Below are 23,769 nucleotides of genomic sequence, written 5' to 3'. Positions count from 1 at the left end.
TTCCGAGGCGCGGCCGCTGGTCCCCGCCCTGATGTTCATCGCCCTGGTCGTGGCGGCGGTCGCCAGCCTTGGGACGCCGCTCATCACAAGCGTCGCGACTTCCTTCCACGTCTCGCTCGGCAGTGCGCAGTGGACACTCACCGTCGCGCTGCTCAGCGGGGCCATCGCCACGCCGCTCCTGGGCCGGCTCGGAGCCGGTCCGTACCGGCGTGCCACGATCCTCGCCACGCTGGTGGTCGTCGTCGCCGGCAGCGCGCTCACCGTGCTGCCACTGCCGTTCGCGTGGTTGCTCGCCGGCAGGGCCGCCCAGGGCACCGGGCTCGGACTGACCGCGCTGATGATGGGCGTGGCCCGGGACCACCTGCCCCGGGAGCGCGGCGCGGCCGTGATCGCCCTGATCTCGGTGGTCTCGATCATCGGGGCAGGCGTCGGCTACCCGCTGGCCGCCCTGCTCGCCGAGCTCGGCGGGGTACGGGCCGCCTACGGCCTCGGCCTGCTGGTCACCGCCGCCGCCCTCCTGACCGCGTGGTGGTCCATGCCCGAAGCCCCCGAAGGGCGCTCCGCCCATGTGGACGTGGCAGGAGCGGTCGTCCTGGCCGCTGTGCTGCTTCTGGTGCTGCTCCTCGCGGGCGAACGGAATCTTTGGAGTCGGCACCTCGCCGTGGCGGCGGGCCTCGCCGTCGTCGCGGTGGTGCTGCTCTGGGTCTGGGCCGTCATCGAGCTGCGCAGCACGTCGCCCCTGGTCGATGTGCGGGCTCTGCGGCACCCGGCGGTCGCAGGGGCGAACCTCGCCATGTTCGTCGGCGGGATCGGCATGTACCTCCTGCTCACGCTCATCACCCGGTACGCGCAGACACCGCACGGAGCCGGCTACGGCTTCGGGCTGACGACCTTTGTCGCCGGGCTGGTCCTGATCCCGTTCTCGGTGCTGGGGTTCGTCGCCGGCAAGTTCACGCCGAGGATCCGGGCGCGGATCGCCGACCCCCTGCTCCTGGCCGGCAGCGCTGTCGTGGTCGGGGGCGGATTCGCCGTGTTCGCGGCGGCCCGGTCAGACCTGGCCGAACTGTTCGCGGCGATGGGCGTACTCGGCTTCGGCGTCGGCGGCTTCTCGGCCGCGATGCCCGGCGTCATCCTGGCCGTCACCCCGAAGAGCGAGACGTCGAGCGCCATGAGTTTCAACTACGTGGTGCGCAGCGTGGGTTACTCCTTGGGCAGCGCCATCGGCGGCCTGATCCTCGCCGCAGGCACCGGGCCCGGCCACCTCTTCCCCGATGACAGCGCCTACACCACCGCGGCGCTGGCCGGTATGGGCGCCATGGCGATCACGACGCTGACAAGCCTCGCTCTCGCCCGCCGACGCCCGTCCGAGACCACCCCGTAAGTCAGATGCCCTCATCCCGACACTGGAGGTTCCATGCCCAAGGGCTACTGGGTCAGCGCCTACCGCACCATCTCGGACCCCGAGAAGCTGGCTGCTTACGACAAGCTCGCCGGTCCGGCCGTCGGGGCCGGCGGCGGCCGGATCCTCTCCCGTGGCAGTCGGGTCGTGGCGCATGACGCCGGAATCGCCGAGCGCACCATCCTGATCGAGTTCGACAGCTTCGAGCAAGCCGTCGCGGCGTACGAGAGTGCGGCCTACCAGGAGGCGCTGGTCGCCCTCGCCGACGGCGTCGAGCGCGACTTCCGCATCGTCGAAGGCATCGACTGACCCGGTGGGCGGAAAGGCTGCCGTCGTTCCACTCGTGTTCTCGGCTCGTCGGCCCACCCGGGACGAGCGGCTCGGCCACGGGTGTCATCGCGTAGGACGACCGGACGCCCCCACCGGCAAGGCGTCCGGCACGCCGAAGGGTCTGCACGGTCGTCAGCTACGAGACCTCACGACAGGGGAGCGACCGTCACCCTCTCACCGGACCTCAACGCCTACTCCTGCACCTTCGGCTGAGACCCTCCGGGCCACGGACTCGGAACACCCTGACCGGTGATGCCCTACCCGGCGCCGGCGGGCTTGCTGAAAGGGGTGAAGCGGGCCGGTGGATGGTCGATGGGCAGGTCAGGGCGCCAGGCGGTGAGGATCTGAGCGCTGCACTCGAACACGCCCTGGGGGAGTGCGTCCAGCGGCCACCACCCCCAGTCGCCGACCGGTTCGCCCGGCTGGTCGGCGGGCTCGCCGCTCCACCGCGTCACGAGCGCGCCGAACGTGATGCGGACGACGCCGCCGACCTGGTCCAGAAGCATGCCCAGCAGGCGCACGTCGGCCGCCTCCGTGTGCAGGCCCGTTTCCTCGGCCAGTTCGCGTACGACCGTCTCCTCCAGCGACTCGCCCGGTTCCACCGTGCCGCCGGGCAGTTCCACGGTCCCCCGCCGGTGATGACCGAGCAGCAGACCGCGCGGTCCTACCAGCACCGCGCCGACCCCGGCCGCCGCATGCGCGATGGGCGGCTGGGCTGTACGGGGACGAGACGTGACGCGGGCCGGCCTGCGGACTTGGAAGAGCCGGTAGGAGGCCTGGTTGCCGTCCTCGGGCGCGTCCAGCACGGTGACCTCCTCGGTGCACAGCCCGTACCGGGCGAGCAAGTCCGTCCACAGCTTCGTGGTGAGCACCCACATGTGCCCGGTCAGTTCGCCGCCGCCGGCCAGGCGCAGGATCTCCGGGCGGGACGTCACCTCCGAAGACGGTCCGTGTCCGGACGAGTTGGTGTGCAGCACGGTGAAGTACAGCCGTCCGCCGGGCCTGAGGGCCGCTGCCAGGGCGGGCAGCAGCCGGTGCGGGTCGATGAAGTGCACAGCGGACAGCGAGCAGATCACGTCGTACGGCTCCGACGTGCGCAGGTGCCGGACGGCGTCGGCCTGGATCAACCGGGGGCCCGGCAGGTCGCCGTAGCGCGCCCGCGCGCGAGCGATCTGCGTAGGGGAGAGGTCGACCGCGTCCACGGCGGCGTGATGGGTACGGGCTAGGTGGGCGGCGTGCCGGCCCGTACCGCATCCCAGGTCGAGCACGCGCATGCCCGTCAGGTCGCCGAGGACGGCGTCCCCCGGCCCAGTTCCCGCCGGGCCCCAGGCGATCTCGTCCACCTCGGGCAGGGGCGTGGACCGGTCGAGGTGGTGCGCCCCGTAGGTGTGCCACATCGTGGCGTTGACCTGCTCGGCATCCGCGGTACCGGGCGCGTCGGGTGCCGTCATCGCGTCCCCTTCTCGAGTTCGTCACCGAGTCGGCTCGTCCCATGGTCCCGCACGTCGGCGGGCGCTGTCCTCGCATTGCCTGACGCCCCGGACGATGAGCGACGGTAGCGCAGGGGGTGGCCGGTAGGCTGCGCTGGTGCGAACGGTCGAGCTCCTGTTGGACGAGGCGGCAGATCTGGCGGTCCGGGAGGCTTGGCGGCGTCTGGCGGACGCGGGGCTGCCCAGCCAGGCGCGCCACCGCTCACCGACGAACAGCCCGCACCTCACCCTCGCCACCTGCCCGGAGTTGACCGCTCCGATCCGATGGGAGCTCGCCGAGGTGGCCGCCCAACTGCCGCTGTCGGTGCGCTTCACAGGCGTGGTCCGTTTCGAGCGGCCCACCTCGGTGCTGGCTTGGTCGCTGGACTGCGACCCCCTCCTGGCCGCTCTGCACCGCCGGGTGTGGGAGGCGGTGACCTCGGACAGCCCGTCCGAGACCCTCAATCCCTTCCACGCCCCGGGGCGTTGGAGCCCGCACGTCACCCTCGGCCGGACCCGGCGCGCCGGTGCCTTCGCCGGTCGGCGGGTCCCCGAACTGCTGCCGCCACCGCCGCTGTCGGCCCGGCTCACCACTCTGCGCAGCTACGACACGGAGACGGGCGTCGTGGAGGTGCTGGAACCCCGCCCCTGAAGGTGCCGTTGCGACGTGGGTAACGGATCTCGCCGTGCCGCGCGCGCACCTGTCGGTTGAGAATGACTGGGGGTGACGTCCGACGTCACGAGGCGTCGTCGCCGTACTCGACGAACTGGAGGACACCTTGCCCACCGCCGCAGGTCTCATCGGCCGGCTCGACGGGACCGGTCGCCTATGAACCGCGTCCTCGGCTCCGGGGGACGGCCGTCGCGGCTGCGTTTCGACGGCTGGATCGCAGGCCTCGGTACGGCCTCCGGGACACGCATCGTGCTGGGGCACTGGCCCCGGTCGCCGTTCGGCTCCTTCAGCGACGTGATGCTCGAGCGGTCCGACGGGGAACGACTGCTGCTGGCCCCCACCCATGAGACGGCGGACTTCATCAGCGGGACCTACACCTTCGACACCGTGCAGGTCGTTCCCATCGACGTAAGGGCCGAGGGCGACACCTGGACCGTCGCCGCTGGCTCCCTCCACCTGCGCTTCACCACCGGGCGGCGAGGACCCCTGGGGCTCATGCTGCGCGCGGTGCCCGGTGTGATCAGCCGCCGTCCGGGGTGGAGCGCGCTGACCGACCTGCCCGCGCGTGCGCTGCTGCGCGGTGTACGCACGCGTGGCAGCGCGGGCGGCGGCCGCAGGGAGTGGTACGGAGCCCGTGATCTGCGGCCGATCCGCACGGTGTCGGCGGTCTTCGAGGACGCCGACCTCGGCACGATCGCTCAGGTCGCACCGCCCGTACGGTTCGGGTTCGGCTCGGTGCCACGGTGGCCTGCACTGACTCGGGTCACGACGACAGTGGAACTCGCTCCGGAGTGAGTACGCCCGGTCAGGTACGGGCGCGTCCTCGTCGGGGCAGTCGTCGCAGCCGTAGAGGCGGTCGGCGGAACGGGGAGCGGGGTGGACGGTGAATTGGCCGGACGCCAGGGGAGAAAACGGTCCGATCGGTTGACCTGGCCGCGGACGGCACCCACATCCTCCGCTGGGCGGTGCAAGCCTTGTTCCGAACCTGCGCTGTGGTCCGACGAACTCAAGCCCCGAGGAGGGGGCACCCCGGCACCGGGTGTCGGAGCCGGCGGAGACCCGTGTCGCAGCCGGGTCCTGCACCCGACTCGCCGGGCGCGTACGCGGCGGAGCACGCTGCCGCGCTCGCCGGCGACCGTCCCGTGGTGGAGGCCGCCCGTCTGGTCGGACTCGTCCGCGCATCGACACCGGTGAGTCCGACAAGGCATGGGCAGCGCCGCGCATCCCGGGAAGCGCGGCCCGCGCTCCGGTGGCCTCAGCGTGCCGTCGACACCGGGTCCGGACGCAGCCAGTGTCCGTCCGTGGTCCAGCCGAGGAGCAGGCGCCCGGCGCCCTCGTCCGCCGTGCCGCCCTCGGTGACCTGGCGCAGACCGGTGAGGGCGGGAGCCAGCCGTCCCGCCACATGGCGGGGGTGCCGGGCCAGCTCCTCCGGTAGCGAGGCCAGCACGCGATCCCGCTCGCCGGTGCTGCACAGGGACAGGTAAAACACCATCTGGCGCCAGGCGTAGGCCACGTCCTTGATGGTGCTCAGAGGGCGAGGGTTGCCGTGCACGCGGTCGGTCAGGCGGCACACGGTGACGAAGCAACGGCGGGCCAGGTCCGCCCAGCCCACGTCCGGGTCGATGCCGACCCGGTGGACCAGGGTGGCCAGATTGTGCGTGGTGAGGATCTGCGCCTGCTCGATCACCTTGCCGTTCGCGGCCACCGATCCGGTTGCACTCCGCGCCCCGGACGAGCCGCCCTTCGCCCGCGCGACGCACAGCTTCGCGAACTCGGGCGAGGTCCGAGCCCCGTACGACGTCGTAAGCGTCTCGCCGGCCTCGACGATCGCCAAGTTCCGGATGGCCCGGTAGTCGATGGCGTAGTAACGCTCGTAGAGCGAGCCGCCGCCCAGCAGTTCCGCCGCGACCCGCGCCGCGGCGAGGAACTTCGGGCTGAACGTGCCCATGAAGATGTCCGCGGCCAGCTCCTCGACCAGGGGAGCGCCCAGCTCGGCCTGGCGGGCCAGCAAGGACAGCTCACGGATCAGCGGATTGGGCAGGATCGTGCCAGGGAAGGCCTGCACGGCCAGCTCACCGAGCCGCCGAAACGCGACGGCCGACACCGCACCCGCTGCCCCCTCCTCACGCTGCCCGGCCACGGCCCGTACCCATGGCAGTTCCTCCGCGCGCACCTGGTGCTGGAGGTTGAGCAGCAGCAGTGAACGGCGGCCCGCGAACGCCCGGTGATGGGCGGCCGCCAGCGTACGCAGGGCCGGGTCGGGATAGGCCTGCGCGGTGGTGGCGGCGACGAGTTGCGGTACGAGCTCGGCCAGCACTTCCGCGGAGGGTACGACCCCGCGTTCCACAAGGGTGCTCAACGGCGCGCTCAACGCGGACTCGACGGGCCGCCGGACGCCGGCGGGAATCACCGCACCCGCGGGCAGACCCGTTTCCCCTGCCTCCTCCTCACTCACCTCGGCGACGAGCGGCGCGACCTCGGCGACGCCCGCCTGCTGGTCGAGGTCGGAGAGCCGCCGCAGCACCAGCTGGGCCAGCGCATGGTGCGAGGGCAGCGCCGCCTGCGCGGCCTGCCCCCGGCGCAGTGCGGTGAGCTGGGCGGACCCGGGCAGCCCGCGCCGCCGCACCATGGACGTGACGGCGTGCCGCAGCAACCCGAGCCGGCGCGCGTCCAGTTCCCGTCCGGCGGCGACCTCCTCAAGCGCCCCGCGCAGGATGCCCAGGTTCGCCTTGGGCTTGCGGTGCTTGGTGCAGTAGGTGTGGCGTTCGCTCAAGTCGCGGTATCGGCGCAGCAATTCGGCGCCGTACTCGTGCCAGGCGGCGTCGGGGGTGCGGGTCAGTACCCGGAGCGGCTCTCCGGGGTCGGCGGTCTCCAGCCAGTGGGCGAGGAGTTCGTCGCCGAACGGCTGCCAGACGGCCAGTGCCTCTCGCTGTGTCTCCACCGCCTCGCTGGTCTGCCGTCGCGCGAGGCTTTCACCGGCCTCGGCGACGGTCCGCCGGTGCACCATGCCGGGGTCGGGTGCAGGGCGGGTGGAGGGGCGGGGCGTGAATCGCAGCCGTCCGGCGAACGGGGCGAGTTCCTCGACGAGTCCGATCGCCGCGTCCGTCTCTCCGGCCCGGGCCAGCCAGGCCACCGTGAGCAGAGCGGCTTCCTCGGGGACGGTCACCTCGTACCGTCCGCTGTCCAGGAGTTCGTAGAGCTGTGCCAGCCCGTCCTCGGACACCCAGTAGGCGAAAAGCGCTGCGCGGTCCTGCGGCACCCCGGCGCGGCGCGCGGCCTCGGTCTCGTACCGCGTCATGGGGCCGCCGGCGCTCGGCGCGCCGGTGGCGAAGCCGCCCCGGAGCACCTCGGGGGTCACCCACGCGGGCAGATCCCGTACCGGTGTGCGGGAGCCGATGGTGAGCAGGCCGTTCGCCATGCCCGCCAGGACGGACCGCCACGCACGCTGTCGCTCCCCGGCGCGCCGGCGGGTGTCGGGGTCGTCGTGGGTGAGCGCGGTGCTGAGCGCCCTGGCCAATTGGCCTGAGGCGTAGGCAGGGTTGGCCTCTGCGAAGTGCTGCTGGTCAGCGTCGTCGTTCATAAGCCGACGTGGCGGGTACCGCCCCCGCCCCCTCCGGGTCCCGAGCCCGGTGCTCTGCTGCTGAGCTACACGTCGATGAGCCGACGTGGCAGGTTCCGCCCCTGCGCCGTCCGGGTGAGAAGCCCGGTGCTCTGGCTACTGAGCTACACGTCGATGAGGCCCGACGCTAGACGCCGAACGTGCTTCCGGACAACAGGATTTCGCCCCTGGGCGCCTGAACAGCCCGTAGGTAGTGCGTGCTGTCGTCGCAGTCAGTGCCGTTCCATGCGGGCAAAGTGCAGCGTCTTGATGGTTGCGTCGCCGGCGCATGGTCGCATGACGAACTGTTTCCGGTGCCTCGGACATGCCTGCCGTAGTACCCGTAGTACTTGAGAGCTACCGCGCAGGTGAGCTCCCCGGGGTGACGCGGTCGACGTCCCACGATCCGTAACTTCCCTTCCAGGCAGGCCCGATGAACGGGCGGGCGGGAGGGGGATCGACCATGGGGCTCGAGAAGCGGTCAGTCGAACGAGCGCAGCGGAGACGCGGTGGCGCCGAGTACCGGGAGCGGGTGCAGGGCAAGCGCACCAGGCGCCGGGGCACTTGGCAGCGGGGTCTTCTCGCCGCACTGATCACGGGTGCCCTGGTGGTCCCTCTCGCCGCTGCCGCGCGGCCGGAGATCCCGGCGCCGGACCCCGCGGTCCTCGGCCAGGTCACGGCGGCGACCCTGGACGAGGTCTTCGCTGCCAATCGGGCCAACGCCGCCGAGGCTTCTCGTATGGCCGCTGCCCATGGGGACACGCACCGTGCGGCCGCGGAGCGTTCCATGGCCGGTCCGTCCCGTCGTCTTCTCGCCTTCGACGGCCGCGGTCCGGGACGGGTGATCGAGGTCTTCGGTGACCTCGCCCGCGCCGACCGCATCGCGGTCCTGGTCCCGGGTTCCGACACGAGCCTCGACACGTACACACGCTTTCGAGCGGGAGCCCTGGCCCTGAGGGATCAACTCACGCGGGAGACTGGAGGAAGTGATGTCGTCGCGGTCGTGGCCTGGCTCGGCTACCGGACTCCCGGCACGGTCAGCGTCGACGTCCTCACGGACGGGCTTGCCGAGCAGTCCGCACCTCATCTGCGTGTCTTCGTGGGGGAGTTGCGGGATGTCGCGGGCGAGGACGTCCACGTCGCGCTGCTCTGCCACTCCTACGGGTCGGTCGTCTGCGGCCGTGCCGCACCCGGTCTGGAGGTGGACGACATCGCGCTGCTCGGCAGTCCCGGCACCGGAGCGGACTCCGCTGCCGCCCTGCGTACGTCGGCTCGGATCTGGGCTGCTCGTGGCGCTGAGGACTGGATCGCCGACGTACCGCACGTGAAGGCCGGCTTCTTCGGCATGAGCGTCGGATTCGGCACGGATCCGGTGTCACCGGCCTTCGGCGCACGCGTCTTCGAGGCACGTGGCGGTCACAGCGACTACTTCGCTCCCGGTTCGGCGTCGCTCGCCGGCCTCGCCGGAATCACCCTCGGACGGATCTCGGCGGTGCCCCGTGCTTGAGGTGAAAGTGCGCGACGCTTGGCGCTCCGTGCACCGAGGTGCCGTGCGCATCGACGCCGGGACACCTGCGGAGCGGGACCGCGCCGTCGACGCCTTGCGCGCGCTCGCCGTCCTCGGAGTGGTCCTGGGGCACTGGCTGGTGACCGCTCTGGTCGCGGACGGCGGAACGCTTCACGCGGACAGCCCGCTGCGGCATCTGCCCGTCCTTGCCCCGATCTCCTGGGCCTTTCAGACGCTCGCGGTCTTTTTCCTGGTCGGCGGCCAGGTCGCGAGCCGTGGTCTTGTCGCGGCGCGGGCCCGTGGCATGACGTACCGGCGCTGGCTCGCCGCCCGCATGTCACGACTCTTCAAGCCGGTCGCCGCGGTCATCGCCCTGTGGTCGGTGACCGCGGCCTGTCTGGCCTTCGCGGACGTGGAGTTCATGACCGCCCGCACGCTGGTCAAACTGGCCCTCTCACCCTTGTGGTTCCTCTTGGTGTTCGCCGCGCTGACAGCGGCGACCCCACTGCTGAACCGGCTCACCCCCCTTTGGCCGCTGGCGGTCGTCCTCCATGTGGACCTCTTTCGTTTCGGCCTGGGCGGCCCGTCCTGGCTCGGCTGGGTGAACGTAGTGGCCGGCTGGATGGTGCCCTACACCCTGGGTGCCGCCTGGAGTCGCGGGGAGCTGGACCGGCTGCGTGCGGGATGGGCGCTGTTCATCGGTGGGGCGGTGGCGACCGCCGTACTGGTGGCGTGGGCGGGTTACCCGGCGTCGATGGTGGGGGTGCCGGGAGCGTCGGTGTCGAACCTGAACCCGCCGAGTCTGGCCGCCGTCACCTTCGGTCTGGCCCAGTGTGGTCTCGCCCTGTTGTCGTGCGGTGCCCTGCGACGGGCCATGTGTCGGCCGACGGCCTGGGCCGCGGTGGCGCTGGTCAACCTCTACGCCATGACGATCTTCCTCTGGCACCAGACGGCCTTGATGGTGACCACGGCCGTACTTCTCCCCACAGGCCCCCTGCCGGGGCTGCACACCTCACCCGACGGCTGGGTATGGATCGCGGGCCGACTGGCGTGGCTGCCACTCTTCGCCCTGGCCCTCACGCTGTGCTGCACGGCCTTCCGCCACGTCGAGCAGGGTGTACGCAGGCGCTCGTCGGCCTCGGGTCCGCCGGTGGAATTCGGGTCGAGCCGGGTGGTGCGAGTGCACCGCGCCCCGAGCCGGGACACGGCAGAGGGAGGGCGACGTGCATAGGGTGTCACAGCACGGGGCGGGGGACGGAGGGCCAGACGTGTCCGGGAGCTTGACGAAGCGTTGGCTGCGGGTGCTGCGTGGTGATCTGCTGACCGTCCGCGCGGATCCGTTGCCGGTCTCCCTGTGGTTGCGCTGGCTGCCCCACGGGGTTGTGTGCCTGACGGCATTCGTCATCGCGGTCGCCGCACTCCAGCAACTCCTGGACTGGGGCCTGACCGCCCTCGCCTACCCGATCGCCCTCGCCCAGGGCGGTGCGGTGGTCCTGGCACTGTGGCGGCCCGTGCCGGCGTGGTGGCTTTCGATCGCCGGCACGGTGGCGGGTGCCGTTGCCTTGCAGGACTGGATGGGCGTCGTCGAGCCAGGGCAGCCGGTCTCGTTGTGGACCACGACCGGCGTCACAGCCCACGTGCTCGTTCTCCTTCTGCTCGCTCTGCGGGTGCCCACCCGAGTGTCCGCCGAGGTACTGGTCCTGACCGCTCTGGTGACGTACGTCCTCCAACGCCCCCTGAGTGTGAGGGACTCCGGAAGCGCCGGGACGGTGACAGTTCTGCTGTCAGCGGTCGTCGTGGTCCTGGGAATGGCCCTGCGCGGCCGTCGCGAGGCACGCAGTGAACTGGTCCGGCAAAGCACCCTCACCGCCGAGGAACGGGCCCGGCGCACACTGCTGGAGGAGCGCAGCCGCATCGCCCGCGAACTGCACGACGTGGTCGCCCACCACATGTCGGTCATCTCCATCCAGGCCCAGGTCGCCCCGCACCTGGCGGAGAACCCGTCCGAGGAGTTGAAGGAGAATCTCGCCGGGATCCGGCAGAACGCCCTGGAGGCACTCGCGGAACTGCGCCGCGTGCTCGGTGTCCTGCGTTCGGAGGACCCGGACGACCCGTACGGTCTCGGCGTGTTTGGCGCCGGATCTTCGCCCAATGCGCCGCAGCCCACGCTCGAGCGGCTAGACGCCCTCATCGACAACACCCGCGCCGCCGGTCTCGTCGTCACCCAGGACATCGAGGGTGAGGCACCCGTCTACTCGCCCGGTCTGGAGTTGTCCGCGTACCGGATCGTCCAGGAGGCACTCAGCAACGCCCTACGGCACGCGCCGGGTTCCGCCGTGTGTGTCGAGATCCATCACCTGCGTCAGGGCCTGCATCTGGGAATCGTCAACTCCCGCCCCCGTCAGCCCACTCCACCGTCCTCGGGAACAGGACACGGACTGCTGGGCATGCGGGAACGAGCGGCCATGCTCGGCGGTCACGTCACCGCCACGCGAACCCGAGACGGCGGATTCGCCGTCACCGCTTTCCTCCCTCGAGACGCCCACACAGGCGGCATCGCGGGACCAGCCGCTCCCGTTGACCCCTCCGGGCCCTACGCCTCCGACAGACACCATCAACCGCACGGCCCCGCTTCGCCGCCACCAGTCCCCGCCCCCGCACCAGGAGACGACACACCATGACGAGCGGCACCATCCGCGTACTCATCGCCGACGACCAGCACATGGTCCGGCAAGGCTTCACCGTGCTGCTCAACACCAAGCCGGGCATCGAGGTGATCGGGCAGGCCGTGGACGGCCGGGACGCCATCTCCAAGGTCGCCGAACTCGCGCCGGATGTCGTCCTCATGGACATCCGCATGCCCGAACTCGACGGCATCGAGGCCACGCGTCACATCACCGGCGCGAGCCCCGACATCAGAGTGCTCGTGCTGACCACCTTCGATCTGGACGAGTACGTGTACGAGGCGCTGCGCGCGGGAGCGTCAGGGTTCCTTCTCAAGGACGCCTCGGCCGACCAACTGGCCGAGGCGGTGCGTGTGGTGGCCGCAGGTGAGGCGCTGCTGGCCCCGGGCATCACCCGCCGGCTCATCACCGAGTTCTCCCGCCTGGACAGCAGACCACGCGTTCCGCTCAAGGAGCGGACAGGTGGACTGACCGAGCGGGAGACAGAGGTGCTCTGCCTGATCGCGCAAGGGCTGTCCAACGCGGAGATCGCGGGGCGCCTGGTCGTGGCCGAGCAGACCGTCAAGACCCATGTGGGCCGGGTCCTGGTCAAGCTGGCGCTTCGGGATCGCACGCAGGCGGCTGTGTTCGCGTACGAGTCGGGACTGGTTCGCCCCACGGGTTACTGAGGCGGGAGCAGGGCCGAGGCCCCCGGTAAGACGGCGTAGCGTGCCTTCGAAGTACCCGACGTGGAACAGCGGTTGATCTCAGGGCCGGATGACCCGGCTGGAGGTGGGGTCCGTGAGCGTCACGGGTACGAAGTCCTCGCTGCGGCAGGGGGCCAGGTATCCGAGGTGCGCGAGGCTGGCCTGTTCCTGGCGCATGTGCTTGAACGATTCCAGGATGTAGCCGACGAGCAGGACGAGAACCGCGATGATCATGATCGCTGCGGCGAGAACGGCGGTGGGCAGTCGCGGCACGGTTCCGGTCCGGGTGAACTCGACGACGACCGGCAGGCCCAGGGCGAGGGCGGCGACGGTGAGGAGGCCGGCGATGATGGCGTGGAACTGGGAGGGACGCTGTCTGCGCGCCAGACCCAGAATGAGCTTCAGGATGCGCCAACCGTCGCGGTAGGTGCGGAGCTTGCTGACACTGCCCGCGGGGCGGTCCTTGAAGCCCACCTCCAACTCGACGGTCGGAAGCCTCAGGCTGAGTGCGTGGACCGTCATCTCGGTCTCGGTCTCGAACTCGCGCGACAGAGCGGGGAAGGACTTGACGAAGCGGCGGGAGAAGACGCGGTAGCCGCTCAGCATGTCGCTGACGTCGTTGCCGAACAGGGTGCGGACGGCGCCGGTGAGCATTCTGTTGCCGACCGCGTGACCTGCCCGGTACGCGGTCTCCACGCTCTCGCGGCGGGCACCGACGACCTGGTCGTAGGGGCCCTCGAAGAGCAGGTCGACCATCTCGCGGGCGCGGGAGGCGTCGTAGGTGTCGTCGCCGTCGATGATGAGGAGCGCGTCGGCCTCGACGTCGGCGAAGGCGCGGCGGATGACGTTGCCCTTGCCCTTGCGCGGTTCGTGTCGCACCACCGCGCCCGCGGCGTGGGCCTCGGCGACGGTGTTGTCGGTGGAGGCGTTGTCGTAGACGTAGATGATCGCCTCGGGGAGGGAGGCGCGCAGGTCGCGCACCACTTTCCCGACAGCTGCCTCCTCGTTGTAACAGGGCACGACGCACGCAACGCTGGGATTCATGGGTCTGTCCTCGGCCTCTGTGTCGCCCCTGGTGCCGGTTGATGCGCCCTCACGAACGACAGTCAGATTTGGTAGCTTTTGTGGCATACGTTACCTTCAGCGTCATGCTGGAGCCGACGGCCTGGATTCGACGTTCACCCGCATGGTTGCGGACCATTTGGAGAGAGGTCGCGGCGTTCGGCACCGTGGGCGCGCTCGCGTTCGTGGTGGAGACGGCGAGTTTCAATCTGCTCGCGTTCGGCCCACCGGGTGACGGCCCGCTGCACGCCGCACCGGTCGGCGCCTCGGCCATCGCCACCGTGCTGGCCATGCTGGTGAGCTGGTTCGGGAACCGGTACTGGACCTACCGCGACCGCAAGGGTCCGGTCCGTCCGCGTGAAGTGGCCTGGTTCATCGGGGTCAACCTGCTCGGCCTCGTGATCACGGCGGCCCCCCTGTACGTGGCGCACCAACTGTCCGACCACCCCTCGGCCTTGAGCGACAACGCCGCCCGCCTGGTCGGATGGGCTGCGGCAACCTTCGTCCGCTTCACCGTCTACCGAGGACTCGTCTTCACCCCGTCTCGAAAGGACTCCTCAGACGTGCTCTCGACGAGTCCCCGCGGAACGGGAGTGTGGCGGGACGACCGGTTCTGGCCGGCGGTCGTGGCCCTGACGGCCGCGGTGTGCGGTTGTCTCGTCTCCACTGCCTTCCACCCCGGATTCCTCACCGCCGACAGCGTCGAACAGCTGCTCCAGGCTGAGGGCGCACGGCCGGTGACCGACTGGCATCCGCCGGTCATGGCACTGCTGTGGCGCACCCTCATCGACACCACCGGCGCACTCTCGGCGATGGCGGCCCTCCAGACCGGCGTGCTCTGGGCCACCGTGTGGGTGCTTGCCGTCGCCCTGTGGAAGCGGACCGGAAGTCGTCCGCTGTCGCTGCTCATGCTGGGATTCGGCCTCGCGCCGCACATCGTCACCTTCACCGGCGTGGTGTGGAAGGACGTCCACATGGCCTACGCGCTGCTCGCCGTGTGCGCGATCGCCCTCTTCGCGCGCGAGTTGCCGCCGGGACACGACCGGGCACGCTGGGCCTTGCTGGTACTGGGACTGCTCTTCCTGGCGTACGCGATCCTGGTCCGGAAGAACGCCCTGGCGGCTGCCCTCCCGCTCCTTCCCATGCTGGTCCTCGCCCTGTGGCCCGCGCCCGGCCGGCGCCGATGGCTGATCACCGTCGCCTCCGTGCTCGCCTTCACCTTGGTCGGCAGCGTGGCGGTCTCTTCCGCCACCCACCCCCTGGCCGTCCGCCAGTACGCACAGATCCCGCTGGACGACCTGATCCACGTCCTCGATCCGCAAGAGGTACGGTCCGCCGCCGAGCAGGCCGGTGCCTCCCCGTCGTTCCGCGACGACCTCGTCACTACGGCGCAGAACTGCCGGACGAGGAAGATCCTCTGGGACGCGTACTTCACGTGCTACCCGCACAAGCCCGGCTACCGGGACGCCATCGGACCGCACTTCACGGCCGACGAGGCGGACGTGCTGGTGAAGATGTGGGTCCAGCACATGCCCCACCATGCCTCCGGCTATGTGCACTACCGCACCCGAACCTTTGCCCGCTTGCTCTTCGAGGGCAACCTGCGTTACGCGGGCGGCGTCTTCGAGGGCACGCCGGAGAATGTCCGCGTCGACCCGTCGCTCGACGCGCTCATGAGGTCGTACGTATTGGGGTTCGCCCACGATGTGCCGTGGCTGTTCCAGGCATGGTTCTGGCTGGTCGTCGCCCTGGCACTCACGTTCCGCCGTCGCTGGCCGGGGCCCTGGTCCCGAGAACTACGGCTCCTCGGGCTGAGTTCCGTGCTCTACATCGCGTCGTACCTGCCGACCGCCCCGCAGGCCAACTACCGCTACGTGTACTGGCCCGCTTCAGCCGGAACTCTCGCCCTCATCCTGATCGCGGCAGACGCGGTCACCCGGCGCAAGGCCGGCCACCTCGCCGGGCAGGAGCACGAGCAGGACCCAGCGCAGCGAGAGGGGGAACGGCACCGGAGCTCCGCACGCCAGGCGCCCAGCCCCTCCGGCGGCCCCGGAGGCTCGCCGCCGTGCGGTTCGCCGGCACCGCCCGTGGAGAGCGACCTCGTCACCGGCGCGGGGGAGGGGCCTGCGCACACCGCCGGTTGACTGGTACTCCAGTCGTAGCTCGTGATCTTGCTGGTGTGGAACGCCGCGGAGATGGCCGGCGTTGATGATCTGGACGAGATTGCCCACACCATCGGCGGCGCCCGTCCCTTGCCCGCTTACCCCAGTCCACCGAGGCGGAGGGCATCCCTCATCTCGCTGAGCTTCGTGGCTGCCGTCGCGGTCCACTCCTGCGGCTGTCCAGCAACACGGAGAGCGTCCTCGATCTCCCTGAACTTCACGGAGGACAGCACGCCTGCCCGCTCGACCAGGTCGTCCCCGGACACGTTGGTCAGCCACGTGCAAGGGGTGAAGCCTGGACGCGGGAACGCGAACCGCAGCACGCCTTCGAAGGGCAGCCCCTCCGTGGCGCCCACGGCCACTTCGATGCCCAGACCGCTGATGTCGACGCCCGCCGGAGCGACGACCTGCATCGCCCGGAGCCCGGACGCCTCGTCTCCCCGCAGCAGCACGACCGGCCGTCGCTCATCAAACTCGACCCACCAGACTTCGCCGTGTTGCATATGTCCTCCTGGCACGATCTGCGGTGAGGGCCCTGTGAAAAACGCGTGCGGCCACCGTTGATCATCGGTGTGTGAAGACTGAAGATTTGTCTCGGGTGCGATCCTGCCGGTCGACGGTGGCTGGCTCGCGACTTTCTGAGTGACACACGCTGCAGCGTTGGGTGAGATCTACTCACCCGGCACTGCAGCGTTCCTGCAGTATGACGAGCATCGCCGGGCCGCGGCCACCCATCTGGGTGTCCCGGGGGGTGAAGTCCGGGACGGATCCAACGGCACCGACCACCGCAGCCACACTGAGCAGACGATGAATGTCGCGTGGCCGATGCGGCCCGCCATTTTGTGGGTCAACCTGAGCGCTCGACACGCAAACTGGTGACGCGCAGCCGGTCTGCAGACGCGCGGTGCGATCCCGACGACCAGGCGAGCGCCGGAAGCGCGTCGACGGCGCCGTCGACGCGCTTCTCGGTGTGCAGCAGCGTCTGAGAGTTCTCCTTGTGAAGGAGGGGATTCCGCCGTCGGATCGAGCTGCTCGCGAGTGGCTGCTCGGAGCCGGTGTCCGGCTCAGACGGTCGGGACGGTGCCGCCGTCGATCACGTACTCGGCTCCTACGATTGCCGAGGCGCGGTCCGAGACCAGGAACCCGACCAGGTCCGCGATTTCCTCGGGGCTCGCGAATCGTCCCAGGGGTACTCCGCCGAGGGAGTCGTAGATGGTCTGCTTGGCTGCTTCACGTGTGAGTCCGTTGCCCTCGGCGATCCGGTCCACGAATCTTTCGTAGGCCTCGGTCTCGATTCCGCCGGGGCTGATTGCGTTGACGCGTACGCCGCGCGGCGCGAGCTCATTGGCGAGTCCCTTGCTGTATGTGCGCAGCGCGGCCTTCGCTGCTGCGTAGGCCAAGGACGCGTCGTATTGGGGCAGCTCGCGCTGGATCGAGGTGAAGTGCAGCACCACGCCTGACCCGGACGCGATCATTGCCGGGAGAAGAGCTCGATCCAGCCGCACCGCTCCAAGGAGGTTGAGGTTCAGCTCGGTGAGCCACTGGTCATTGGTGATGGCCGCGAATCCACCAGCCGGCGTCGACGCCCCTCCCACGACGTGCACCAGGATGTCGAGTGCGCCGGCCTCAGCGATGCGAGCGGCCACGGCGTTGGTGCCCTCTACCGTCAACACGTCCGCTGCGATGAAGCGTTCAGGGCGCTCGTACCCGTCGGGCATCGTTCGCGCCGTCGCGTACACGTCGGCACCCATCTCTCGCAGTCTCTCTACGACGGCCTTGCCCGAGCCCTTCGATCCGCCCGTGACCAGCGCCCGGCGTCCGTCGAGACGATCGCGATCTGAACTAGACATTTCTCTCTCCACTGAAGACCGAGGTGAGGCGGGTGCGGTCAGGCTGGGTGGTTGGCGATGACGAGTTCGGCGATGAGGTCATCCCGCAACGCGAACCGGTAGTCGAGCTCGGCGACGCCACCCGGGAAAGTGCCCTCGAGCCGCACGGTTGCCACCCAGTGGGTGTCATCGACGCGGTGAGCGCCGATCTGCTCGGTCGTGTATTCGAACTCGGACCCGGCGTCCCGCAGGAACGCGCGGGCCTCCTCTCGGCCGCGGAAGGTCTCACCTTGGTCGACGACCACCGCATCCTCGGCGAGGAACGACGAGGCGGATTCGGCGTCGCGGACGACGTGGGCGGCGAAGAACTCGCGCACGGTGGTCGGGAGCAGATCGGACGGGGAATCGGTGTGCTGTGTCATGAGCCCACCGTGTGACCTCACGGGGCGGGAGGGTCAAGTCGTGGACTCTCCCCCAGGGAGAAGGTTCAGAATGAGGGGATGCTGACCATCGGAGAGTTCTCGCGGCTGACCCACTTGAGCGTACGGACCCTGCGTCGGTATCACGAGGTGGCCTTGCTGGAACCCGCCGTGGTGGACGAGACCACTGGTTACCGCTACTACGGCGTCGACCAGATCCCGACCGCGCAGGTCATCCACCGGCTCCGCGAGCTCGACGTCCCCCTGAGCGATGTGCAGCGGATCCTGCGGACCCCCGACCCCGGTGTCCGGGCGGCCCTGGTCACGGACCACCTGCAACGCCTCGAGGACGAGCTCGACCGCACCCGGGCCGCGGTCGTGTCGCTGCGCCGGCTGCTCCGGCCCGACCCCGCGCCGATCGACGTCGAGCTGCGTGCGGAGCCCGCCCGGACGGTCGCGGCGGTGGAGGCCGTAGTCGGTCACCGCGACATCGCGACCTGGTACGCAGGCGCGATGGCCGAATTGGAGGCGGCGGTCGGCGCCGCCGTGACCGGACCGCCGGGCGGCAGCTATGACAACGCCCTTTTCGAGCAGGAGCGCGGTCACGCGGTCGTCTACCTGCCGACCGCTGCGCCACCTCGCACCGGACGCGTGCACCCCACGGTTCTGCCGGCGGCGGAACTGGCCGTCACCACCCACGTTGGCGAGCACGAAGGCATCGAGGTCACGTACGGCGAACTCGGGACCTGGGTGGTGGAGAACGCGATGTCGGTGGCCGGGCCGGTGCGGGAGGTCTACGTTGTCGGCCCCCGTGACACAAGCGATCCAGCTGCGTGGCGCACCGAGATCGGCTGGCCGGTCTTTCGTGTCACCTGAAGGGGTCAGTGCGGGGAAGATCCTCCTGGACGTGCACTGGCGGTTGCGTTGGCCGGCGACTGCCTGGCCGATGTCGGCATGCTGCGGAGGGCCGAGCCCGCCGTGTTCGGGCCGGTCGCCTCAGACCCGACGGTCTCCCGCCTCATCGACACCCTCACAGCCTCCGGAGAGACACTGCGGGCGGGTGCGCCGCCGCGGCGATCGGCCTTCGCCCCAGGCACGAAAACGGTCCACCGACTCCGTCGGCGGACCGTCACGAAACTTCGAGGCTAGGAGTACAGCAGGGCGAAAAGGGATTCCCACCGGCCCACCACTCGCTCAGGTGAGAACCGGTGGATATTCCTTCGTGCCTGTTCGCCCATTCGGTCTCGCAGGTCCTGGTCGCAGATCATCCTGTCGAGGTGCTGCGCGAACGCCCGGGTGTTCCCTGCGGGAGCGATGAGACCGTCTTCTTCGTGCGTGATGATCTCCCGCACTCCCGGACTGGCGTCGAATGCCACACACGGCACCGCGGTCGCCATCGCCTCCATGGGCGCCAGGGGAAATCCTTCACCTCGGGAGGAAAGCGCGAAGACCGAGCTTTCGCGCAGCGCCCCGAGCACGTTGTCGGTCCGGCCCTTCCATTCCACCGAAGCGGCGATCCCCAGGTGCGCCGCCTGCTTCTTCAGGGCCTCTTCCTCCGGACCCGAGCCATAGATCGACAGCGTCCAGGAAGGGTGGTCCGAGGCGATCTCGGCCCAGGAGTCGAGAAGGAGGTCCACGCCCTTCTCCTCGTGCAGCCGGCCGATGCTGACCACACGCTTCTCGGTCCGCTCAGACGGGGTGTCAGGAAGGAAGGGAAGCGGGTTCGGCATGCTGCCCACATTGTTCAGACCCTGGCCGATCCAGAGATCGGCGTCCTCACGAGTGAGCGCCAGCATCCGGTCCACGTCCTTGTAGAACCGCTGGACCCGACGGAAGCGGGAGGACCTGCGACAGGTCTCGAACGACTCGTGAGTCATGCCGACGACCGGCAGTCCGCGCGTATCGGCAAGCGCCACCCACTCCATGGCCCAGACCTGGGTCACGATGATCACGGCGCCGGGGCCGGCTGTACGAAACAGTGCGCTGAGCTTGGCCGACTGCTCACGCATGCCCGCGGCCCGTGCCGCCTCTTGCAGCCGCTCGCCCGGGTGGAGGACACGGGTCAGCCCCCGCCGCGGGGCGGGACCGACCGGATGGACGTCGTACAGCGTGACGGTGGTGTACGGCAGGCTTTCACCCAGGTCGGCCCGCTGATCCTCGGGAGCGGGAACGACTCCGACCACATGCACGGTGTGGCCCCGCTGCGAGAACAGGCGAGCCATCTGATGGGTCCAAGTGGTGACGCCCCCGATCTCATCCACGTTGTTGGAAACGAAGAAGATTTCACGGGCGGACGTCGTACCGTGCACTTCCGTCATTCCTGATCCTGTCTCGTAGAAAGAAGTCCGCGAAAGGGCGAACCGCGGCGGATCTTTCGCGCGATAAGACTTTCATGGTGACCTCGATCGCGCGCCCCGAGGCGTAGGCGCACCGGGTACTTGAATGACCGCCCGTCGGCAGTGGGCCTGCGCCGCCGCCCCGAGTTCCTTCGGCCGGCCCAGCACGCCCTGCGCCGTGGCGGACTCGTGACGTGGGTGACGCGCAGGACGCGGCATATCCGGAATACCAGGTACCGCGTGTTGTGGGTGACCGGCGGGGAAGACGGTTGGTCCACGCCGTGATCATCGGGATCAGGCGCTGACTGAGGGCGCGAATACGGCTCTCGGGGGAGTGAGTGCGATGCGAGGAACGGGACGGTTGGCAGCCGCGGTGACGACGGGCGTATGTGCGTTGAGCCTGGTGGCATGTGGCGGAGGGGATGAGGAGGCCTTCAAGGGAAAGTCCGCCGATGAGGTGGCCGATGAGGCGGTCAAGGCGACTCGGCAGGCCGACTCCATGCGCCTCAAGGGCAACGTGCGTCAGGAGGGTGGTCAGTTACTGGCGCTCGATATCGCGGTCGACAGCGAGAAGAACTGCGAGGGGACGCTCACGCAGCAGGGTGCCAGGGCGGAGGTGCGGCACACGGAGGCGACGCTGTATCTCAAGGGCGACGAGGAGTACTGGCGCAACAGCCTGAAGCGTGAGGACGGCGCGGACAAGATGGTGTCCAAGGTCGCCGACAAATGGGTGAAGGTGCCTGCCGGGGATGACCAGTTGAGCGGGCTGTGTGACAAGCAGGGCTTGCTGGCCGCGCTGGACGAGGACAAGTCGGAGCGCAAGGGCATGTCCAAGGAAGGCAGTACGTCGGTGGACGGCACCCCGGCGGTGAAGCTGGAAAAGAAGTCGGGGGGCAAGACGTGGACGCTTTACGTGGCGTCCGAGGGGAAGCCCTACATTCTGAAGGCGACCACGACGGGCGGTTCCAAGCCTGAGTCGACGACGTTCAGCGACTACAACAAGCCCGTCAAGCCCGAACAGCCGTCTGCCGGAGACACGGTGGACCTCAAGCAACTCGCTGCTCAGTAGCCGGCAAGGATCGGATGCCGTCAAGGGTCGGCGGCTCCAGGCCCGTGTGTCCACACCGTAGAACGGGTGGGCACACGGGCCCCGTTTTGAACGAGCGATCCGTGATCCCCAGACGTACTCGGAGCTCATGACCTACGAGTGACCTGTGAGGTTGTCGTTCGCAAGGCGTCGCCGTTAGTCGGTGGCCAGGGGTCAGCCGGTCAGGGCCGCGAGGGTGTCGTCCAGGTCGGTGGCCCTCGGCTGGTTGTGGGGGAGCTTGGCCAGGATCTTGGCCATGCCGCACCTGTTGGTGAGGGCGGAGAAGACCAGGCCGCCGGCGACGCCCGCGGAGAGCCAGTGGGCGGTACTCCATCGTCGTCCGGCGATCAGGCCCATGAGGACGAGGGATCCGGCGGCGAGACGGACTTGACGGTCCATGGCCCAGGGGGCGTTGGTGCCGGCCGGGCGATGGGTGTCGTGGCCCAGCTGCGTCCAAGCCGTGGTGCCGCCGGCGAGGGTGGCGGCGGTGACGCCTTGGTCGGCAAGACGCCGGCAGGCTTGGGTGGAGCGGGTCCCGGAGGCGCACACGATGAGAAGGTCGCCGCGGTCCGCGGCGGTCTTGAGGGCGGGCAGGGCGGCACCGAGGCGGTCGAGGGGGATGTTGTGGGCGCCGGGGAGTGGCCGGAGGCGTATTCGCCGGGGGTGCGCACGTCGATGACGGTCAGCTGGTGGAGGCGGGCGTTGGCCTGGTCGGCGGTGAGGGAGGTGGTGGTGGCCACGCGGGATTTTCTTTGCTTGGTCCGGGTTACCCCTTCTGTAGGATACCCAAGGGGGTATCTCGAAGGAGTGTGGGTTGTGGAACTGGCGATGGCGGCCGAGGAACTGAAGACGGTGGTCAACCGGCTGCGCCGGGCGCAGGGTCAGATCGCCGGTGTGATCAAGATGATCGAGGAGGGGCGGGACTGCGAGGACGTCGTGACCCAGCTCGCCGCGGCGTCCCGGGCTCTGGACAAGGCCGGTTTCGCGATCATCGCCACGGGTCTGCAGCACTGCCTGACCGACGCGGACATGGCGGCCTCCGGCGACCGGGAGCAGATGCGCGCACGGCTGGAGAAGCTGTTCCTGTCCCTGGCCTGAGCTTGGTGATGCGGCGCCGATCACCGGTCTGAGTCCTCAGGTGAGGGCGTCGACGAGCATGAAGGCTGCCACGGCGAGCAGCGCGACGGCGAAGGTGCGCTGGAGCAAGGTGCTCGTGACCTTGGCGGCCAGGCGTTTGCCGTCCCAGGCGCCCAGGATCGCCGCCCCCGTGAAGGGGCCGATCACCGCCCAGTCGACGCCGACGGTACTGGCACCGCGGGTGGCCAGGGAGGCCAGCGAGTTCGCCGAGATGACCAGCAGGCTGGTACCTACGGCGGCCTGCATCTCGAACGCCAACACGGTGACCAGGGCCGGGACGGCGAGAAAGCCTCCGCCGACCCCGAGCAGACCGGTCAGCGCGCCCAGCCCCGCGCCGGTTCCGGCGGCCCGGGCAGGCCGTGCCTCTGTGGCTGTGGCTGCCGAGCCGGCGGTGGTGCGGCTGGGCCGGAGCATCGTGACGGCGGCGAGTGCGGCGACGGCAGCGAACGCGGCGGTCAGTACCGGTTGGGGTAGGTGGGATGCGGCGGCTCCCGCTGCGGCCGCGGGCAGGAGGCCGGCCGCGGCGAACAGGGCGCCGGCTTTCCAGCGGACGGTGCCGGTGCGGTAGTGGGCGTAAAGAGCGGTGAGCGAGGTGGCCGTGACGATGATCAGGCTGGCGGTGGTCGCGGCGGCCGGTGTGAAGCCGAGCAGGTAGATCAGTGCCGGGACGGCCAGGACGCTGCCGCCCCCGCCGAGCGAGCCGAGCGCGAGTCCGACCACGGCTCCGGCGATCAAGGCCAGGATCAGCGCGCTCACGCTATGACGCCGTTGCTGCCGTTCTCGCCGGTGACCGGCAGGCCCCGGCGCGCCCAAGCGGCCATGCCGCCGGTGACGTCCGTGGCCCGTACTCCTCGTTGCGTCAGCAGCTTGGCGGCCTGCTGGGGGCGGTGGCCGGAGCGGCAGATCGTGACCACTGTCCTGCCTTGTATGGCTGCCGGGAGTGACGCCCCTGCCGCCAGACGGGAAAGGGGCAGGTGCAGCGCGCCGGGTGCGTGCCCGGCGTTCCACTCCGGTGTCTCGCGTACGTCGAGCAGGACGGCGGTGCCGTCGTTGGTCTGCTGGTGGGCCGTCTGGGGGGTGAGGCGGCCGGGGCCGCGGCGGAGAAGCGAGAACATCATTTGGTCGCTTTCGTGCAGGTGGAGCGGTTGGGCGTATCAGTCGGTTCGGCCAGTGCGGGTGGGGGTCAGTCCTGCCTTGACGGCGGCGTCGAAGCCGTCGTCGATGGCGACCACATGGCGGCCGGCGGCGTCGAGCAGGGAGGCGGCGATCGCCGCGCGCATCCCTCCGGTGCAGTGAACCCACACCGTCCCGTCCGGTACCTCGCCGAGGCGGCCGTGCAGTTCGTGGATCGGGATGTGGACGGAGCCGTTGAAGGGAAGGGGTCTGGCTCA

General features: G+C 69.8%; 22 protein-coding genes, 2 tRNA genes and 3 pseudogenes. 14 read left to right on the top strand and 13 right to left on the bottom strand.

Features of this window, described 5'->3' with window-relative positions:
* The first annotated feature begins 31 nt into the window (after window positions 1-31).
* Window positions 32-1,381, top strand: a complete 1,350-nt coding sequence (locus ACZ4VA_RS04420) for an MFS transporter (RefSeq protein WP_356175146.1) — start codon at window positions 32-34, stop codon at window positions 1,379-1,381.
* Window positions 1,382-1,414: 33 nt separating this feature from the next.
* Window positions 1,415-1,708, top strand: coding sequence for a DUF1330 domain-containing protein (locus ACZ4VA_RS04415; protein ID WP_356175110.1), 294 nt, complete (start codon window positions 1,415-1,417; stop codon window positions 1,706-1,708).
* Window positions 1,709-1,986: 278 nt separating this feature from the next.
* Here ACZ4VA_RS04415 and ACZ4VA_RS04410 read toward each other — a convergent pair whose 3' ends face one another.
* Window positions 1,987-3,180: a bifunctional class I SAM-dependent methyltransferase/NUDIX hydrolase gene (locus ACZ4VA_RS04410; protein WP_356175113.1), complete on the bottom strand. Its 1,194-nt coding sequence runs from the start codon at window positions 3,178-3,180 to the stop codon at window positions 1,987-1,989.
* Window positions 3,181-3,316: 136 nt separating this feature from the next.
* Here ACZ4VA_RS04410 and ACZ4VA_RS04405 point away from each other — a divergent pair, with 136 nt between their 5' ends.
* Window positions 3,317-3,850: a 2'-5' RNA ligase family protein gene (locus ACZ4VA_RS04405; protein ID WP_355792936.1), complete on the top strand. Its 534-nt coding sequence runs from the start codon at window positions 3,317-3,319 to the stop codon at window positions 3,848-3,850.
* 177 nt (window positions 3,851-4,027) lie between these two features.
* Window positions 4,028-4,666 carry a hypothetical protein gene (locus tag ACZ4VA_RS04400; RefSeq protein WP_355792934.1) on the top strand — a complete coding sequence of 213 codons (639 nt, stop codon included), beginning with the start codon at window positions 4,028-4,030 and terminating at the stop codon, window positions 4,664-4,666.
* A 460-nt stretch (window positions 4,667-5,126) separates the two neighbouring features.
* Here the strand turns inward: ACZ4VA_RS04400 and ACZ4VA_RS04395 are convergent, their stop codons facing one another.
* From ACZ4VA_RS04395 to ACZ4VA_RS04385, 3 genes are all read right to left on the bottom strand, one after another.
* A complete protein-coding gene (locus tag ACZ4VA_RS04395) occupies window positions 5,127-7,451 on the bottom strand; it encodes a hypothetical protein (protein WP_468079690.1) in 2,325 nt (774 codons plus the stop codon).
* Window positions 7,452-7,454: 3 nt separating this feature from the next.
* Window positions 7,455-7,526, bottom strand: a tRNA-Pro gene (locus ACZ4VA_RS04390).
* A 5-nt stretch (window positions 7,527-7,531) separates the two neighbouring features.
* A tRNA-Arg gene (locus tag ACZ4VA_RS04385) sits at window positions 7,532-7,604 on the bottom strand.
* Between the two features lie 328 nt (window positions 7,605-7,932).
* On the opposite strand from ACZ4VA_RS04385, the gene ACZ4VA_RS04380 reads away from it, so the two are divergent.
* From ACZ4VA_RS04380 to ACZ4VA_RS04365, 4 genes are read left to right on the top strand one after another with little or no spacing between them, the layout of a single operon-like run.
* Window positions 7,933-8,976 carry an alpha/beta hydrolase gene (locus tag ACZ4VA_RS04380; protein WP_468079688.1) on the top strand — a complete coding sequence of 348 codons (1,044 nt, stop codon included), beginning with the start codon at window positions 7,933-7,935 and terminating at the stop codon, window positions 8,974-8,976.
* 43 nt (window positions 8,977-9,019) lie between these two features.
* The gene (locus tag ACZ4VA_RS04375; RefSeq protein ID WP_468079686.1) at window positions 9,020-10,207 is read left to right on the top strand and encodes an acyltransferase family protein; all 1,188 of its coding nucleotides are present in this window, start codon (window positions 9,020-9,022) and stop codon (window positions 10,205-10,207) included.
* Between the two features lie 37 nt (window positions 10,208-10,244).
* Window positions 10,245-11,657, top strand: coding sequence for a sensor histidine kinase (locus ACZ4VA_RS04370; RefSeq protein ID WP_468079684.1), 1,413 nt, complete (start codon window positions 10,245-10,247; stop codon window positions 11,655-11,657).
* Window positions 11,654-12,328 (top strand): response regulator, encoded by a 675-nt coding sequence (locus ACZ4VA_RS04365; RefSeq protein WP_468079682.1) that lies wholly within the window; start codon window positions 11,654-11,656, stop codon window positions 12,326-12,328. Before ACZ4VA_RS04370 ends, ACZ4VA_RS04365 begins: the two co-directional genes overlap by 4 nt.
* 78 nt (window positions 12,329-12,406) lie before the next feature.
* Here ACZ4VA_RS04365 and ACZ4VA_RS04360 read toward each other — a convergent pair whose 3' ends face one another.
* On the bottom strand, window positions 12,407-13,390 hold the full coding sequence (locus tag ACZ4VA_RS04360; protein ID WP_355793779.1) for a glycosyltransferase family 2 protein: 984 nt from the start codon (window positions 13,388-13,390) through the stop codon (window positions 12,407-12,409).
* Between the two features lie 104 nt (window positions 13,391-13,494).
* On the opposite strand from ACZ4VA_RS04360, the gene ACZ4VA_RS04355 reads away from it, so the two are divergent.
* The gene (locus ACZ4VA_RS04355; protein ID WP_468079680.1) at window positions 13,495-15,552 is read left to right on the top strand and encodes a GtrA family protein; all 2,058 of its coding nucleotides are present in this window, start codon (window positions 13,495-13,497) and stop codon (window positions 15,550-15,552) included.
* A gap of 116 nt (window positions 15,553-15,668) precedes the next feature.
* Here ACZ4VA_RS04355 and ACZ4VA_RS04350 read toward each other — a convergent pair whose 3' ends face one another.
* Complete coding sequence (locus tag ACZ4VA_RS04350) at window positions 15,669-16,073, bottom strand: type II toxin-antitoxin system PemK/MazF family toxin (RefSeq protein WP_356175130.1); 405 nt, start codon at window positions 16,071-16,073, stop codon at window positions 15,669-15,671.
* 157 nt (window positions 16,074-16,230) lie between these two features.
* Here ACZ4VA_RS04350 and ACZ4VA_RS04345 point away from each other — a divergent pair, with 157 nt between their 5' ends.
* On the top strand, window positions 16,231-16,449 hold the full coding sequence (locus ACZ4VA_RS04345) for a hypothetical protein (protein WP_355795206.1): 219 nt from the start codon (window positions 16,231-16,233) through the stop codon (window positions 16,447-16,449).
* Window positions 16,450-16,634: 185 nt separating this feature from the next.
* Here ACZ4VA_RS04345 and ACZ4VA_RS04340 read toward each other — a convergent pair whose 3' ends face one another.
* A complete protein-coding gene (locus ACZ4VA_RS04340) occupies window positions 16,635-17,420 on the bottom strand; it encodes an SDR family oxidoreductase (protein WP_468079677.1) in 786 nt (261 codons plus the stop codon).
* Window positions 17,421-17,458: 38 nt separating this feature from the next.
* Window positions 17,459-17,821, bottom strand: a complete 363-nt coding sequence (locus tag ACZ4VA_RS04335; protein WP_355786807.1) for a nuclear transport factor 2 family protein — start codon at window positions 17,819-17,821, stop codon at window positions 17,459-17,461.
* 78 nt (window positions 17,822-17,899) lie between these two features.
* Here ACZ4VA_RS04335 and ACZ4VA_RS04330 point away from each other — a divergent pair, with 78 nt between their 5' ends.
* Window positions 17,900-18,694: a MerR family transcriptional regulator gene (locus tag ACZ4VA_RS04330; RefSeq protein ID WP_468079674.1), complete on the top strand. Its 795-nt coding sequence runs from the start codon at window positions 17,900-17,902 to the stop codon at window positions 18,692-18,694.
* A gap of 13 nt (window positions 18,695-18,707) precedes the next feature.
* A pseudogene (locus ACZ4VA_RS04325) lies at window positions 18,708-18,865 on the top strand (IS1380 family transposase); the annotation flags it as partial.
* A gap of 98 nt (window positions 18,866-18,963) precedes the next feature.
* On the opposite strand, the gene ACZ4VA_RS04320 reads toward ACZ4VA_RS04325, so the two are convergent.
* The gene (locus ACZ4VA_RS04320) at window positions 18,964-20,136 is read right to left on the bottom strand and encodes a glycosyltransferase (RefSeq protein ID WP_468079672.1); all 1,173 of its coding nucleotides are present in this window, start codon (window positions 20,134-20,136) and stop codon (window positions 18,964-18,966) included.
* Between the two features lie 379 nt (window positions 20,137-20,515).
* Between ACZ4VA_RS04320 and ACZ4VA_RS04315 the strand changes: the two genes are divergently transcribed.
* Window positions 20,516-21,223 (top strand): hypothetical protein, encoded by a 708-nt coding sequence (locus ACZ4VA_RS04315; RefSeq protein ID WP_355786799.1) that lies wholly within the window; start codon window positions 20,516-20,518, stop codon window positions 21,221-21,223.
* Between the two features lie 192 nt (window positions 21,224-21,415).
* On the opposite strand, the pseudogene ACZ4VA_RS04310 reads toward ACZ4VA_RS04315, so the two are convergent.
* Window positions 21,416-21,981, bottom strand: a pseudogene (locus tag ACZ4VA_RS04310) (rhodanese-like domain-containing protein).
* A 76-nt stretch (window positions 21,982-22,057) separates the two neighbouring features.
* Between ACZ4VA_RS04310 and ACZ4VA_RS04305 the strand changes: the two are divergent.
* Window positions 22,058-22,339 (top strand): metal-sensitive transcriptional regulator, encoded by a 282-nt coding sequence (locus ACZ4VA_RS04305; RefSeq protein WP_018845516.1) that lies wholly within the window; start codon window positions 22,058-22,060, stop codon window positions 22,337-22,339.
* Between the two features lie 36 nt (window positions 22,340-22,375).
* Here the strand turns inward: ACZ4VA_RS04305 and ACZ4VA_RS04300 are convergent, their stop codons facing one another.
* The 3 genes and pseudogenes from ACZ4VA_RS04300 to ACZ4VA_RS04290 form a co-directional block, all read right to left on the bottom strand.
* Entirely contained in the window at window positions 22,376-23,134 is a 759-nt protein-coding gene (locus ACZ4VA_RS04300) for a sulfite exporter TauE/SafE family protein (protein ID WP_389392665.1), read from the bottom strand.
* Window positions 23,131-23,493 carry a rhodanese-like domain-containing protein gene (locus ACZ4VA_RS04295; RefSeq protein ID WP_468080295.1) on the bottom strand — a complete coding sequence of 121 codons (363 nt, stop codon included), beginning with the start codon at window positions 23,491-23,493 and terminating at the stop codon, window positions 23,131-23,133. The genes ACZ4VA_RS04300 and ACZ4VA_RS04295 overlap by 4 nt, the downstream gene beginning before the upstream one ends.
* A gap of 39 nt (window positions 23,494-23,532) precedes the next feature.
* Window positions 23,533-23,748 (bottom strand): annotated as a pseudogene (locus ACZ4VA_RS04290) (rhodanese-like domain-containing protein); the annotation flags it as partial.
* Window positions 23,749-23,769: the final 21 nt, after the last annotated feature.

It is taken from the genome of Streptomyces sp. NPDC028308, from assembly GCF_055565855.1.
This window is presented reverse-complemented; position numbering and strand designations above follow the sequence as displayed.

Excerpts from the sequence above, each read along its gene's own strand:
- ACZ4VA_RS04350 (WP_356175130.1), bottom strand. The coding sequence starts at position 16,073 with ATGCAACACGGCGAAGTCTGGTGGGTCGAGTTTGATGAGCGACGGCCG.
- ACZ4VA_RS04330 (WP_468079674.1), top strand. The coding sequence starts at position 17,900 with ATGCTGACCATCGGAGAGTTCTCGCGGCTGACCCACTTGAGCGTACGG.
- ACZ4VA_RS04400 (WP_355792934.1), top strand. The coding sequence starts at position 4,028 with ATGAACCGCGTCCTCGGCTCCGGGGGACGGCCGTCGCGGCTGCGTTTC.
- ACZ4VA_RS04335 (WP_355786807.1), bottom strand. The coding sequence starts at position 17,821 with ATGACACAGCACACCGATTCCCCGTCCGATCTGCTCCCGACCACCGTG.
- ACZ4VA_RS04415 (WP_356175110.1), top strand. The coding sequence starts at position 1,415 with ATGCCCAAGGGCTACTGGGTCAGCGCCTACCGCACCATCTCGGACCCC.
- ACZ4VA_RS04360 (WP_355793779.1), bottom strand. The coding sequence starts at position 13,390 with ATGAATCCCAGCGTTGCGTGCGTCGTGCCCTGTTACAACGAGGAGGCA.
- ACZ4VA_RS04365 (WP_468079682.1), top strand. The coding sequence starts at position 11,654 with ATGACGAGCGGCACCATCCGCGTACTCATCGCCGACGACCAGCACATG.
- ACZ4VA_RS04410 (WP_356175113.1), bottom strand. The coding sequence starts at position 3,180 with ATGACGGCACCCGACGCGCCCGGTACCGCGGATGCCGAGCAGGTCAAC.
- ACZ4VA_RS04340 (WP_468079677.1), bottom strand. The coding sequence starts at position 17,420 with ATGTCTAGTTCAGATCGCGATCGTCTCGACGGACGCCGGGCGCTGGTC.
- ACZ4VA_RS04380 (WP_468079688.1), top strand. The coding sequence starts at position 7,933 with ATGGGGCTCGAGAAGCGGTCAGTCGAACGAGCGCAGCGGAGACGCGGT.
- ACZ4VA_RS04420 (WP_356175146.1), top strand. The coding sequence starts at position 32 with ATGTTCATCGCCCTGGTCGTGGCGGCGGTCGCCAGCCTTGGGACGCCG.
- ACZ4VA_RS04355 (WP_468079680.1), top strand. The coding sequence starts at position 13,495 with ATGCTGGAGCCGACGGCCTGGATTCGACGTTCACCCGCATGGTTGCGG.
- ACZ4VA_RS04295 (WP_468080295.1), bottom strand. The coding sequence starts at position 23,493 with ATGTTCTCGCTTCTCCGCCGCGGCCCCGGCCGCCTCACCCCCCAGACG.
- ACZ4VA_RS04320 (WP_468079672.1), bottom strand. The coding sequence starts at position 20,136 with ATGACGGAAGTGCACGGTACGACGTCCGCCCGTGAAATCTTCTTCGTT.
- ACZ4VA_RS04395 (WP_468079690.1), bottom strand. The coding sequence starts at position 7,451 with ATGAACGACGACGCTGACCAGCAGCACTTCGCAGAGGCCAACCCTGCC.